Annotated in this window: 14 protein-coding genes; 7 read left to right on the top strand and 7 right to left on the bottom strand. The window is 48.9% G+C overall.

The window, feature by feature from the left end; translation table 11 throughout:
• Nucleotides 1–192 precede the first annotated feature (192 nt).
• A complete protein-coding gene (locus DYD62_RS02855) occupies nucleotides 193–1,656 on the bottom strand; it encodes an amino acid permease (protein WP_115225985.1) in 1,464 nt (487 codons plus the stop codon).
• Between the two features lie 226 nt (nucleotides 1,657–1,882).
• On the opposite strand from DYD62_RS02855, the gene DYD62_RS02850 reads away from it, so the two are divergent.
• The 4 genes from DYD62_RS02850 (at nucleotide 1,883) to DYD62_RS24195 (ending at nucleotide 6,113) form a co-directional block, all read left to right on the top strand.
• Nucleotides 1,883–3,196, top strand: a complete 1,314-nt coding sequence (locus tag DYD62_RS02850; RefSeq protein ID WP_115225984.1) for a Na+/H+ antiporter family protein — start codon at nucleotides 1,883–1,885, stop codon at nucleotides 3,194–3,196.
• Between the two features lie 722 nt (nucleotides 3,197–3,918).
• On the top strand, nucleotides 3,919–4,749 hold the full coding sequence (locus DYD62_RS02845; protein ID WP_115225983.1) for a purine-nucleoside phosphorylase: 831 nt from the start codon (nucleotides 3,919–3,921) through the stop codon (nucleotides 4,747–4,749).
• A gap of 2 nt (nucleotides 4,750–4,751) precedes the next feature.
• The gene (tsgA, locus tag DYD62_RS02840; protein WP_115225982.1) at nucleotides 4,752–5,948 is read left to right on the top strand and encodes an MFS transporter TsgA; all 1,197 of its coding nucleotides are present in this window, start codon (nucleotides 4,752–4,754) and stop codon (nucleotides 5,946–5,948) included.
• A 39-nt stretch (nucleotides 5,949–5,987) separates the two neighbouring features.
• The gene (locus DYD62_RS24195; RefSeq protein ID WP_267896105.1) at nucleotides 5,988–6,113 is read left to right on the top strand and encodes a hypothetical protein; all 126 of its coding nucleotides are present in this window, start codon (nucleotides 5,988–5,990) and stop codon (nucleotides 6,111–6,113) included.
• An 8-nt stretch (nucleotides 6,114–6,121) separates the two neighbouring features.
• Here DYD62_RS24195 and DYD62_RS02835 read toward each other — a convergent pair whose 3' ends face one another.
• From DYD62_RS02835 to DYD62_RS02825, 4 genes are all read right to left on the bottom strand, one after another.
• Complete coding sequence (locus tag DYD62_RS02835) at nucleotides 6,122–7,165, bottom strand: FUSC family protein (protein ID WP_115225981.1); 1,044 nt, start codon at nucleotides 7,163–7,165, stop codon at nucleotides 6,122–6,124.
• Nucleotides 7,166–7,251: 86 nt separating this feature from the next.
• The gene (msrB, locus tag DYD62_RS02830; RefSeq protein WP_099399261.1) at nucleotides 7,252–7,656 is read right to left on the bottom strand and encodes a peptide-methionine (R)-S-oxide reductase MsrB; all 405 of its coding nucleotides are present in this window, start codon (nucleotides 7,654–7,656) and stop codon (nucleotides 7,252–7,254) included.
• A gap of 229 nt (nucleotides 7,657–7,885) precedes the next feature.
• Complete coding sequence (locus tag DYD62_RS23560; RefSeq protein WP_165928587.1) at nucleotides 7,886–8,023, bottom strand: hypothetical protein; 138 nt, start codon at nucleotides 8,021–8,023, stop codon at nucleotides 7,886–7,888.
• Nucleotides 8,024–8,093: 70 nt separating this feature from the next.
• On the bottom strand, nucleotides 8,094–8,909 hold the full coding sequence (locus DYD62_RS02825; RefSeq protein ID WP_115225980.1) for an alpha/beta hydrolase: 816 nt from the start codon (nucleotides 8,907–8,909) through the stop codon (nucleotides 8,094–8,096).
• Nucleotides 8,910–8,971: 62 nt separating this feature from the next.
• Between DYD62_RS02825 and DYD62_RS02820 the strand changes: the two genes are divergently transcribed.
• The 3 genes from DYD62_RS02820 (at nucleotide 8,972) to DYD62_RS23555 (ending at nucleotide 11,724) form a co-directional block, all read left to right on the top strand.
• Nucleotides 8,972–9,298, top strand: a complete 327-nt coding sequence (locus DYD62_RS02820) for a hypothetical protein (RefSeq protein ID WP_115225979.1) — start codon at nucleotides 8,972–8,974, stop codon at nucleotides 9,296–9,298.
• A gap of 125 nt (nucleotides 9,299–9,423) precedes the next feature.
• A complete protein-coding gene (htpG, locus tag DYD62_RS02815) occupies nucleotides 9,424–11,325 on the top strand; it encodes a molecular chaperone HtpG (protein ID WP_115225978.1) in 1,902 nt (633 codons plus the stop codon).
• Between the two features lie 261 nt (nucleotides 11,326–11,586).
• Nucleotides 11,587–11,724, top strand: coding sequence for a hypothetical protein (locus DYD62_RS23555; protein WP_165928586.1), 138 nt, complete (start codon nucleotides 11,587–11,589; stop codon nucleotides 11,722–11,724).
• Nucleotides 11,725–11,869: 145 nt separating this feature from the next.
• On the opposite strand, the gene DYD62_RS02810 is transcribed toward DYD62_RS23555, so the two are convergent.
• Both DYD62_RS02810 and hisC read right to left on the bottom strand, forming a co-directional pair.
• The gene (locus DYD62_RS02810; protein WP_115225977.1) at nucleotides 11,870–12,448 is read right to left on the bottom strand and encodes a hypothetical protein; all 579 of its coding nucleotides are present in this window, start codon (nucleotides 12,446–12,448) and stop codon (nucleotides 11,870–11,872) included.
• 79 nt (nucleotides 12,449–12,527) lie between these two features.
• Nucleotides 12,528–13,601, bottom strand: coding sequence for a histidinol-phosphate transaminase (gene hisC, locus DYD62_RS02805; protein WP_115225976.1), 1,074 nt, complete (start codon nucleotides 13,599–13,601; stop codon nucleotides 12,528–12,530).
• Between the last annotated feature and the right edge of the window lie 65 nt (nucleotides 13,602–13,666).

The following is a 13,666-nucleotide window of genomic DNA, read 5'->3' as shown; positions in this document are numbered from 1 at the left end:
CCTCTTTATTAAAAGAAGGCGCTGATTCATCCGGCGGGCGCATTCCCGCTCAAACAACAAACCCGTATTTGCACGGCCATCACGATAAAATATTGGGCGATAACTGGGGCAAACAAAAAAGGGCGGATAATAAGAGCTAAAAAAAACGCCCCAATCACAGACTGGGGCATTTTGCTTGAGCGAGGCTGACGCTTAATCACGCTGGCTGTCTAAATCCATTGTAGAGAGCGATACAAATTTGCTTTTGTTCTTATATTTATAAGCAAACCAGATTACTAAAAAGAGCGGAATGCCAATATAGGTTGCCGCAACGCTGGCCCAATCAATTTTGCCGGCCATAAAAGCCTGATAATTCTGGCCCAGCATAATCACCATACAAAGCGCAAAAGCAAACAATGGCCCCATAGGATAAAAGCGGGAGCGATAAGGCAGCGCCTTTAAATCACGCCCTTGGGCAATATAGCCTTTGCGAAAGCGGTAATGACAAATGGCAATACCTAGCCATGCAATAAAACCCGTCATCCCTGAGGTATTTAACAGCCACAGATACACTGTTTTATCACCAAAAATAGAGGCAAAAAAGCATAGCATCCCCACCACGGTGGTGGCATAAAGCGCGTTTCTTGGCACACCATTACTGGATAATCGGGCAAATATTTCAGGTGCTTTACCTTCGGTCGCTAAGGAATACAGCATACGGGTAGAGGCATACATGCCTGAATTACCTGCCGATAAAATGGCCGTTAAAATCACGGTATTCATTAAGCTGGCGGCAAAAGCAATCCCGGCGTTTTTAAACACTAGGGTAAAAGGGCTTACCCCAATATCAGAGACATCACCCTTTAATAGATTTGGGTCGGTATAGGGAATCAAGAGGCCAATAATCAAAATGGCAAACACATAAAACAGCAGAATGCGCCAGAAGACCTGTTTAATCGCACGAGGAATATCTTTTTCCGGATTAGCCGATTCGCCCGCAGCAATACCGATTAACTCGGTGCCCTGAAAAGAGAACCCAGCAATCATCGCCACCCCGAGCATGGCGGGGAATCCTCCTACAAAGGGTGCGTCGCCAAGGGTAAAGTTTTCCAGCCCAACCGTATGGGTGCCCTTCATGATGCCAAACACCATAAAGAGACCGGTGCCGATAAACACAATCACCGTCACCACTTTAATTAAGGAGAACCAGTATTCTGCCTCGCCAAAGCCTTTGACCGAGATAAAATTCAGCGCAAACATAATCGCTAGAAATATCGCACTCCAGAGCATGCCGGGGCTGTCAGGAAACCAGAACTTCATCACCATACTGGCCGCAGCTAGCTCTACGGCAATAGTCACCGCCCAGTTGTACCAATAGTTCCAACCCAGCGCAAAGCCAAAGCCTGGCTCAACAAATTTAGCGCCATAAGTAGAAAAAGAACCGGAGACCGGCATATAGGCGGCCATTTCCGCCAGGCTGGTCATCAAAAAGTAAACCATCAGCCCGATAACAGCGTAGGCAAGCAAAGCACCACCCGGGCCTGCCTGTGCAACCGTTGCACCAGAAGCCACAAACAGCCCCGTACCAATCGATCCGCCGATGGCGATCATGGTGAGATGTCGAGCGCGTAAATTACGCTTTAAGCCATGGCCCTGACCTGTATCTTCTCCAATCATTACATCTTCCTTTTCTAGCATTAAAGCACTTCAAAGCATTGCAAAATACAGCAGAAAAATCCGCCCAAGAGGCTGCGGCGCGTGATGTTAGCACCAGAAAAACATTTCTTACACAGATAAATAAGCGATCGGGAATAACACCGTTTTGCGGAAAGTTCCTTAATTCCCTGAGCAAAAATTTCCATCGCGGGTTAAAGTCCGGTTTTTTTCCCTGCCGAATCCACTTATGAATGCCGTCTTAATTGCCGTCACACTGATGCTGGCACTCTCTCTTAGCCGCGTGAATGTGGTAATCAGCATTTTAGTCAGCGCCATGGCAGGGGGCCTGTTTGGCGGGCTGAATATTGCTCAGACACTGACCGCTTTTAATTCTGGCCTGGGTGGCGGCGCAGGCATTGCTCTGTCTTACGCTCTTTTGGGCGCATTTGCACTCGCGCTGGCCGAATCAGGCCTGCCGCATGCCATGGCAGATGGCTTAGCTAGGCTGGCGCAGCAAAGCAGCACCGGCACAAAAGTAAAATGGGGGATCATTCTAGCGCTACTTGGCCTTGCCATTGCTTCGCAAAATATTCTGCCTATCCATATTGCCTTTATCCCGCTGGTGGTCCCCCCCCTGCTCTACACCTTAGCAAGGCTGAAAGTGGATCGTCGTTTGCTGGCCTGTATCCTGACTTTTGGTTTGGTCACCCCCTATATGGTGTTTCCTGTGGGTTTTGGTGAGATCTTTCTGCAACAAATTCTGCTCGGCAACATTGCAAAATCAGGCTTAGACGCCAGCCATGTGGATGTAATGCATGCCATGGCGCTGCCTGCGTTGGGCATGGTCACGGGTTTGCTGATCGCCGTGTTTATCAGCTACCGTAAACCCCGCCAGTACAATATTGATGCCATTGCAGCTGTAGAGCGCGAAGACGTGCACTACAGCCGCCGCAGCCTTTCAGTAGCGGGGCTGGCAATGGCGGGCACGTTTATCACCCAGCTCTATGCCGATTCCATGCTGTTTGGCGCATTAGCCGGGTTTGTGATTTGTGTAGTGGGCGGTGCCGTGCCGCTCAATAAAGCGGATGGCATTTTTGCAGAAGGCATGAAAATGATGGCCGGGATTGGCCTGATTATGATTGCCGCATCCGGCTTTGCCGAAGTGCTTAAAGCTACTGGGGACGTCACCAGCCTAGTTGAGCATTCCATGCAATACATTGGTGGCAATAAGCCGCTAGCAGTGTTTCTAATGCTGCTGGTGGGCTTGGTCGTAACGCTGGGGATTGGCTCTTCTTTTTCTACTGTGCCTATTCTTGCCACCATTTATGTACCGCTGGCCATCAAGCTGGGGCTGAGCCCGGAAGCAATTGTCTGCCTGATTGGCACGGCTGGGGCGCTGGGGGATGCGGGATCGCCCGCTGCGGATTCCACCCTAGGGCCAACTGCAGGTTTAAATATCGACGGCCAGCATGATCATATGTGGGATACCGTGGTGCCCACCTTCCTGCACTTTAATTTGCCTGTACTCGCATTTGGCTGGGTCGCGGTAATGAGCCTTTAAATGATCACAACAATGCCTCTTGCCCGATCAATGCTGTGCAAAAAGTTCTTTGGCAGCAAGATGAAGCAAGAGGCAATATCTGCAAGATAAGCAAGGTGCTAAACATTCATTTCCCTCTTTCTAAGTGGCAAATAATTAAAGCTGCAATGGCATACTTTCCTTAGAAATGCCCTTTATTAAATATTGAAATAGCCACTATGTTATTGATTACATACGGCATACTTAATATGAGAGACCCAATTAAGTAGTAATACTACTTTTTTCAAAAAATTAAATACACCTTTAGCGCCCGGCACCATCACCAATCAATATTTAAAATAACAAACAATCAGGCATCAAATAAAATTGAGCCGTAAATATTTAAAAACCATTGATTACTATCAATAAGCATAAGAAATATACCCACGCCCGTCGGATAAAATATTTAGCTAATCCATTGTATTCTATGACCTATTTTTTCAAGCGCGGATCAGCGTAATTAGTTCACCTTATGCCAGTCAGTTTACTGATAATAGAGAATCGCCCCTTCAAAAAAATCGACCATTCATCTGTCTGTTCATTTAAGAAACAAAATACCGTACAATCTGAATCAGACAGACTTGATTTAAAACAACTCAGGTTTTAAATCAATCGATTACAAATACACCATTGAAGAGCTTAAAAAAACCAAGTCATTTTTAAAACACACTAAATAATTAATACACAACAACAGGATTTCAACCATGAATAACGTTCGTCATGAAGAAGCCAAGCTTTCCGCAGCCCATTTGCAAAAAGCATTCAGCCATGCCATCCCAGAAACAGCAGTTATTCTGGGCTCTGGTTTAGGCGACTTCACCAAAATCGTTAAAGTATTAGAAAGTATTTCTTACGGCGATATTCCACACTTCCCGCAATCATCCGTAGCTGGCCATAAGGGCAAGCTGACGATTGCTGAAGTAGCAGACGGTAAAAACGTACTGATTATGGAAGGCCGCTTTCATTACTATGAAGGCTACACCCCACAAGAAGTAACTTTCCCGATTGCTGTGTTTAAAGAGCTGGGCATCAAACAGCTGATCGTCAGTAATGCGGCAGGTGGCTGCAACCCAAGCTTTACCGCAGGTGACATCATGATTATTGATGATCATATCAACCTGACCGGCAACCACCCGCTGATCGGCAAAAATGACGATGCATGCGGCCCGCGTTTCTTAGACCAAACTGCGCCTTACTCACCACGCCTGATTGCTCTGGCTGAATCGCTTGCGACTGAATCTGGCGTAGCGCCTAAGAAAGGCACCTATGTGAAGATGACAGGCCCAACTTACGAAACCCGCGCTGAAATTAAAATGGTTCAATCCTACGGCGCAGATTCAGTAGGGATGTCGACTGTTTATGAAGTGATTATGGCTAATTACTTTGGTATGGAAGTGCTGGGTATTTCCTGCATTACCAATATGGCGACGGGCCTGGCTAAAACGCATCACAACCACGCTGCCGTGGTGGATGTGGCCAACAGCGTATCCGAGAAGTTTTCTAAGTGGGTTAAAAACATTGTGGTGGCTCTGTAATCATGGACGTTCAAAAAGATTCTAAGAAGAGATTAAATCTGATCGCTTACGTGTGCTATTTCTTCACTGGCGCTTTAATCACCACACTGGGCCTAGTACTTGGCCCGGTATCAACGGCATTTCATAAAGACCCTGGCTTTATCGGCCAGATGTTTACCCTGCTGAATTTTGGTCTGTTTGTGCCGATTCTGGTGGGCGGTGTACTGATGCAGAAATACAGCATCAAATCACTGCTGGCGATTGCTTCGGCCGTCACCATCGCACTGACCGTGGTACTGACCGTTGTGCCATCGATCACGCTGTTTGGCTTTACCGTGCTGATGATTGGCGCTGCGGCCGGTATCACCATGGCCGTGGGTAGTTATTTAGTGGTGCGGATTAATCCGGATCCTAAAGATCGCTCATCCAGCCTGATTTTTACCGACTTCTTCTTCAGCTTTGCCGGTGTGGTATTGCCGGTGATTCTGGGCTATCTGTTCAAGCACAACGCCAGCTGGTTGGTGATGTACTTCCTGATGTCGGCTATTTCATTACTCTTGATTGTGTTGATCGCTAAGGCGAAATTCCCAACCGTTGAGCGTGAAGTAAAATCGACCGATGGCACTGCGGTTAAAGAACCTTGGGGCAAAGCTATTTACTACGTGTGTTTTGCTGCCTTTGCGTTTATTTACGCCGAGCTGGTATTCACCATGTGGCTGCCAACTTACCTGCAGGATGCTGTAAAACTGCCGGTAGATACCGCCGCACTGTACGTTACGCTGTACTGGGGCTCTAAGGCCACTGGCCTGTGGCTGAACCACTACACTGTGCGCTATGTACAACTGCGTACCTTCCTGATTGCTTCGGCCATCGTCGGTACAGCCAGCATTGCAACGATTGCAAATGTGCCACAAGCCACTGTAATCGGCGTAGCACTGGTTTGCTTTGGCTTCTTTAACTCAGGTATTTACTCTGGCCTGATCAGCTACGGCAGCTTGCAAGTGAAAGTGTCTCCACCAAGCCTGATCTCTACTATCCTGACTTGCGGTTCGGTTGGTACACTGATTTTTGCTTCTGTATCAGCGTATATCTTCTCGAATTACGGCCTGCACTGGGCGCTGAATTCTTCCGTGATTGTGTATGTATTCGCGCTGATCGGGATTATTCTGGCTGGCTCTTGCAGCAAAGCAGAAGAACTGCACGGTAAGCTGGGCCTCTAAGCACCGCTTCACCCCATAAAAAACGCCCCATGAGAAATCATGGGGCGTTTTTTTAGCTATGTCAGCTGCGCAGCCTCTGCATATGCTGCGCGGGGTAAGCCTGGGGCTACATCCAGCTTGCCCGCCTGCCATGCGCTTGCAGGCCTGATGAAGCCGCTTAATTAAACGGCGCCCTACTCTTCTGCCCTGATTCTTTTCTTCACTTTCTTATTAAAGTAATCAGGCTTTAAACGAATAAAGAGCAAAGACCCAAGGCCGGATAAGATGCAGGCCAGAATGGTGTTTTCTACCCGAGCACGCACCAGCATATGGTGCTCACCCCCAAAATCAAGCAAGACCATTACCAGTGCTGTAATCGGAATCACCGCCAGCCAGTAATTGCGCTCCAGGCAAATCGGGGTAACCGCCGCCAGAATCACCACCAGCGCAGCCAGTTGCCATTCGGCCTGAAAGAAATGCAATATGGCCCAGCCCAGTAAAGCGCCAATAATGGAGCCGATTAAACGCTGCACCATACGATCAATCGTCAGCTTATTATCGTAAACCGTCACCAGCACCACGGTCAGCGGCAGCCAATAAGCGCGCTCCAAGCCAAGGCCATAGCCAATTAGATAGGCCAGCACCACTTTGGCCGCAAAATAGAAGGCAAAAATAGAATTATTATGATCACGGCGTAAAAGGCGGCTCATTGCTTCATACAGCATGGGGCCGTTTTTAGCCTCGGGCGAGCGAAAGATAAACCGGTCCAGCAGCACGGCAAAAATGCCCGAAGCCCCGCCTAACAATAAATAAGTACCCGCCAGAGGTGATAGTAAGGGGGCACTGTCGCCAAACAAAAAAGCAATCAGCCAGTACTTGCTCATCATTTCGACAGAATTACCTGCGCCCTGCAGCCAGCCGGTAAAGATCGCAAACGCCAGCAGAAAGGCCAGCGGCGCACCCTGCACATAGTGCCCGGCAACGCCTGCAATTCCTGCCAGCAGCATGCCTACTGTCATATACACCATCACGGTGATCCGCTCGGATGTATTGCCACCATTATCCACAAACATGGTGTAAAAGCCTGCTACCGCACCATACACAGCCGGTAAAAACTCGCCCCGCAGCAGCGCAATGCCCAGGGGTAAGCCCACCGCAATCATCACCCGCAACACCCGTCTCCACGGAATACCCTGCTGCGGTTTAATCGCCAGCATCTGAACCAGCTGTGTCTGCATATATAACCCTTTCAATAAGGGGGAGAATTTTACTGCTTATGACGATTCAGGCTGTACTGACGATGAAGGTAAAAATAACACGAGCATTAATCGCTGCCATGCGGTTTAAATTCAATGGAAACCGAGTTAATACAATAGCGCTCACCAGTAGGCATGGGCCCATCCGGGAAAACATGGCCCAGATGGGCATCACAATGACTGCAGCGTACTTCCACCCGAATCATGCCGTGGCTACCATCCCTGATCCGCCGGATATTGGCGCCTGCAGCCTCAGCCCAAAAACTCGGCCAGCCGCAGCCCGCATCAAATTTGCGCTCGGATTCAAATAACACCGTGTCACAGCAGATGCAGTGATACTTGCCGCTGCCTGTCTGGCGGTAATGCTCGCCCGAAAAAGGCCGCTCGGTGCCGCCCTCTCTGGCCACCCGATATGCTTCGGCGCTGAGTTGCTCACGCCACTCTGCGTCACTTTTCTTTACTTTTTCGCCCATCTTTAAAACTCCACTACGTCTGGTATAAGTATTCAATCAAAACATCTTCTCAAAAATTCTGCGGGCACAAAGACCGGTAAGGGCAGCACACAGAGAAAACCAACCCCTAGGGCAAGTGTTGAGCAAATTCAATCTTCAGGATAAGTCTGCTCCAGCCAATCATGTATTTCCTTAGCCACTTCTGTTTTATGAAAATCCGCCGTTATAGCATCGCCGCAATCCCTTACTTTCAAACCGCTTCTGGATAAGTCAAATCCAGCCAATCATGTATTTCCTTAGCCACTTTTGTTTTATGAAAATCCGCCGTTATAGCATCGCCGCAATCTCTTACTTTCTCACCGCTTCTGGATAAGTCAAATCCAGCCAATCATGTATTTCCTTAGCCACTTCTGTTTTATGAAAATCCGCCGTTATAGCATCGCTGCAATCCCTTACTTTCAAACCGCTTCTGGATAAGTCAAATCCAGCCAATCATGTATTTCCTTAGCCACTTCTGTTTTATGAAAATCCGCCATCATGGCGTGGCCGCAATCTTCAATAATGATTGCCTTGGTATGCCAGGCACTGGCGCAAGCGTGGCTGTCGCTTGGCGGGATCAGCTGATCAGCGCCCGCCCCCAACACCAGACAGGGCAATTTGGGGCAGTTTAAACCGGCAAAAAGATGAGGAATCGCCATTTCAGTTAAGGCCAACATCGATTCAGGCTGGGCACGGGCAGCAAAGTGATCCACCATTTCCCGATCTGTTTTAGACGAAAACAAGAGCTCGCGCACAAAGCTTGGGTTGCCTGCTGCTGCCGCACCATGCCACTGAAACTGACCCAGATTCCACAATAACCCCGGTTGAGAAGCCACAAGGTGAGCAAAAGAAGCGGCTACGCCATAAGGTGCAACGCTGGCCAGCAGCACCATGCCCGCCAGCTTTGCTTGCCTAGCCACCCGCTGCGCCACCAGACCGCCCATCGAGTGCCCAATCAGCACCGGCGGCTCTGGCATATCGGCAATCATCAGCAAAATATCTTTTACATAATCATCAATGCCAAAGTGATCGAGTCTCTCTCTGCCCATGCTGCCCGCATGGCCGCGTAAGCTGGGCGCAATGACATCCCAGCCTGCTTCTGTAAAATAAGGCAGAAAATAACTCTCCCAGCACCAGGAGCCTGCGTAAGCACCATGAATCATCAGTAAGGGTGGAGCATTTTTTCGCTTCTTTACTGCGTCAGCCTTTAAAATCTCAAGTTTGTAAACGCTCATATATACTTTTTTCCCTGCCCGCTTAAACTAAATACGCAGCTCATCATTAATAAGGATCCACAATGCCCTACATCACACGAGATTTAAACGGCCAAATCAGCGCGGTTTTTCGCGATGCCAATACAGCAGCCAGCGAGTTTGTTCCGCAAAACGCGCCAGAATTGGTGAGTTTTATCGGGGCCCCTGCCAACACCGAATTATTCCATTCATTAGACAGCGATTTAATCCGGGTGATTGAAGACGTTATTGATGCGTTAATTCGTAAAAACTTACTATTACTGACTGATCTTCCTGCTGAAGCACAAACCAAGATTCTGGCCAGACGTAATTTAAGGCAAAGCCTGCCACAGAGTACCAGTATCTTATCGCCGAACGACGGTTTAATTTAATCCGGCAAAATATGCCCGGGCCATCACAGTGCAATGTTGAAATTTAGCACCTGCGGACTTGAACAGCGGCCAGCTGGCCCCACTTATCAACACATCTTTGTTCAACTTATAAGCAGAGCACTTCAATGGCAAAAGAAACACTAGGCTTCCAAACCGAAGTTAAACAGCTTCTACAGCTGATGATCCACTCTCTTTACTCTAATAAAGAGATTTTCCTGCGTGAGCTGATCTCTAATGCATCCGACGCCTGCGACAAGCTGCGCTTTGAAGCACTGAATGATGCAAGCTTATATGGGGAAGACAGCGAGTTAAAGATCAGCCTTTCCTTTGATAAAGAAGCACGTACTCTGACATTAAGCGATAACGGCATCGGTATGAGCCGTGACGAAGTCGTGAAAAACATCGGTACCATTGCCCGCTCTGGCACCAAAGAGTTTTTTGGCAAGCTCTCTGGCGATGCTCAGAAAGACGCTAATCTGATCGGCCAGTTTGGTGTGGGCTTCTACTCCGCCTTTATCGTGGCCGATAAAGTCACCCTGACATCACGCCGCGCAGGTGAAACCACCGCCACCCAATGGGAATCCGCGGGCGATGGCGAATTCACCCTAGAAGAAGTAGCTAAAGAAGGCCGTGGTACCGAAATCGTACTGCACCTCAAAGAAGGCGAAGACGAATACCTGTCGGACTGGAGCCTGCGCTCGATTATCCGCAAGTATTCCGACCACATCACCCTGCCTATCTTTATGCCAAAAACAGCAGGCTACGATGATGAAGGCAATATCACCCCGGCAGAGGGCGTTGAAGCCGTTAACCAGGCTTCCGCACTGTGGGCGCGTCCAAAATCTGAAATCAGCGACGAGCAATACACCGAATTCTACAAACATGTGTCGCACGATTTTGAAGCGCCACTGGCATGGAGCCATGCCCGCGTAGAAGGCAAGCAAGAATACACCGAGCTGCTCTACATCCCGCAACGCGCCCCCTTTGATATGCACGACCGTGAGCGCCGCCATGGCATTAAGCTGTATGTGCGCCGCGTATTTATCATGGAAGATGCAGAAAAGCTGCTGCCACAATACCTGCGCTTTGTACGCGGCCTGATCGACAGCAGCAACTTACCGCTGAATGTGAGCCGTGAAATTCTGCAACACAGCAAAGACATCGAGCAGATTAAGCAAGGCTGCGTGAAAAAAGTGCTAGGCTTACTAGAATCCATGGCCAATTCTGACGATGCCGCCGAGCAAGCCAAGTATGTGACTTTCTGGGAACAATTTGGCCGCGTGATGAAAGAAGGCGTTGCCGAAGACTTTGCCAATAAAGACCGCATTGCCGGCCTGCTTCGCTTTGCCTCATCGCATACGGATTCCGCAGATCAGAATGTCAGCCTTGCTGCCTATGTGGGCCGCATGAAAGAAGGCCAGGACAAGATCTACTTTATTACCGCCGACAGCTTTGCTGCAGCTAAAAACAGCCCGCACCTCGAAGTCTTCCGCAAGAAAGGTATCGAAGTGCTGCTGATGAGCGAGCGCGTTGACGAGTGGATGATCTCTGGCTTAACCGAGTTTGACGGCAAGAAATTGCAATCTGTGACTAAAGGTGAGTTGGATCTTTCTCAGTTTGAAAATGAAGAAGAGAAACAGCAACAGGAAGCCGCCGCCAGCGAGCTGAAAGACGTGCTGGATAAAGTGAAAGCGGTACTAGGCGACAAAGTAAAAGATGTTCGAGTAACCAACCGCCTGACCGACAGCCCAGCCTGCATCGTGGTAGAAAACCAGGATATGAGCGCCAACTTAGAGCGCCTCTTGAAATCTGCTGGCCAGGATGTCAAAGGCAGCAAGCCGATTCTGGAAATCAACCCGGAACATATGCTGGTGAAAAAACTAAAAGCCGAGCTGGAAGGCGAGCGCTTTGGCGACTGGACCGAACTCTTGTTCGATCAAGCCCAGCTGGCCGAAGGCGCACAGCTGGATGACCCAGCGACCTTTGTGAAGCGTTTAAACAGCCTGATGATGTCGGTAGCTGCTTAAAGTAAGAATGGCGTAGCCAAGCTGTGTTGACTTGGCTACGCCTTTAGTAAGGCGTTGGGATGAAACAGGCCCTAAGTACAATAACAACACTTTCGGCGCAGGGCTTTGCCCCCACTGAAAACACGCTTCGCTCCGAACAAGCAGTCAAATCCCTTCCCAGCCAAGCCATCATTAATCACATCCAAACAATACTTTTACCCTTACCCCCCAATATCGCGTAGGCTGGCTGCGCCACATGGCATAACAGCAGGGATAAATATCATGGCTAAGGGTCAGGTACGCAGCAATCGCGAAACTAAAAAACCAAAGAAAGAAAAAGTAGCCACTACACCCGTCACGACATTTGGCAATGCGGCAGCCCAAGCCAGTGCTCAAATAAATGAAGCAAAAAAGAAATAATTACCGGCGTACATCTGTTTAAGTCTGGAAAAATACAGCCTGAGCTTGCCTCATATTGATCACGCAAGCGATGCGCTATCCATAATACATACGCAAAAAAGGCCGCTCTCTCAAAGCGGCCATTTTTATATCAAATTTAAATCGATTAAAACAGTTCGATATCCCCCGATTCCGGCCCCGTACTCTCATCACTGGCCACCGGCACCATGCTGGCCGCCATAGACAAAGCCTGACGAATATCCATACCATTTAAAATATCATCAAATAGTTTTTTCTCTTGCTCCATCGAATATTGCGAGCGAATCCTGTCTTGCAAAGCCATCCATTCCGATGGAACGTAGAGCCGGTTGCGATCAGAAACCAGCTCGGCCAATCCACTAATCGTGCCGCACACATGATCCAAACGCTGCGATAAGCGATCATAAAACTGAAATGCAATCACAGCCTGCATATTGCGCTGGCCAATTTCTGCAATTTTGCTGTCTAAATCAAGCTCGGCGGGCAGAGATGAAGCCTGCGCTAATAAATCGTTGCGTAAAGATTCAATCCGATCATGGGTATCCGCAAAAGAAAAGGCCAATGCATTTAGCGATGCATTACTTTCTGCTACAGCATGCTTTACTTGAGCCACAGCAATACCCAGCATCAGCATTGTTTCACGCACCTGACTCCAATCCAGATCCGGATTGCGTGCGGCAGAACCACCAGCAGGAAGCTCGATCATTTAAGTATCACCAAAGAATGGCAGAACACTCAATTTATAGATTTAAACCGCCATGCTTGCCCAAAATATTGGCTTGGCTTCATCGCACCACGGATAAAGACAACAACGCGTGTAAGGCTTCTATCAGGGCCGCGCATTCTTTATCTGTACCTATGCTGATACGTAAAAACTGATCGATACGATTTTGCTTAAAGTGCCGCACGATAATCGATCGCTCTCGCAAAGCGGCCGCCAGCTGCGCCGCATCGTAATCCGGGTGACGGGCAAAAATAAAATTAGCGGCTGAAGGCAAGACTTCAAAGCCCATCTGCTCCATTGCCTGGCTTAAATGCTCACGCGTCGCAATAATGGCCCGGCAGGTTTGCTGAAAATAGGCCTCATCTGCAAAAGAAGCCGCCGCCCCCGCTAAGGCAGCCTTATCCAGAGGATAAGAGTTAAAACTATTTTTAACCCGCTCCAGCGCCTCGATTAAATCTGCATGGCCAATGGCAAAACCCACACGTAGACCGGCCAAAGAGCGTGATTTAGACAGCGTTTGCACCACTAACAGATTGGGATAGCGATTCACCAGAGCAATCGCGCTCACTCCGCCAAAATCGATATACGCCTCATCGACCAAAACCACTTGCTGCGGATGACGCTGCAATAATGTTTCTACAGCTTCCACAGAGAGCAATTTAGCAGTGGGGGCGTTAGGATTGGGAAAGATAATCGCGCCGCAAGGCTGATCATAATCGTCGATATTAATCGCAAAATCAGCCGTCAGCGGCACAAGGCGATAATCAATGCCATACAGACCACAGTAGACCGGATAAAAGCTGTAGCTGATATCAGGAAACAGCAGCGGCGCATCGTGCTTAAGCAACGCAGCAAAAGCATGGGCCAGCACTTCATCCGAGCCATTGCCCAAAAAAACCTGAGATTTATCCACGCCATGATACGCGGCAATGGCCGCTTTTAAATGATCACCATTCGGATCCGGATACAGGCGCAGGGTATCGCCCAGCTCGCCCTGCATGGCTTGCAATACTTTGGGCGATGGGCCATAGGGATTTTCATTGGTATTGAGTTTAATGAGATTGCTCAGCTTGGGCTGCTCTCCCGGCACATAGGGAGTAAGCGTTCTAACCAGCGGGCTCCAGAATTGGCTCATATCTCAGACTCGTAAGGGATCGGGCCCCTATCTTATCAGCTGGCGTGCAAATGCAAAAACGCCAG

Source organism: Iodobacter fluviatilis (assembly GCF_900451195.1).
Taxonomy (GTDB): Bacteria; Pseudomonadota; Gammaproteobacteria; order Burkholderiales; family Chitinibacteraceae; genus Iodobacter; species Iodobacter fluviatilis.
This window is presented reverse-complemented; position numbering and strand designations above follow the sequence as displayed.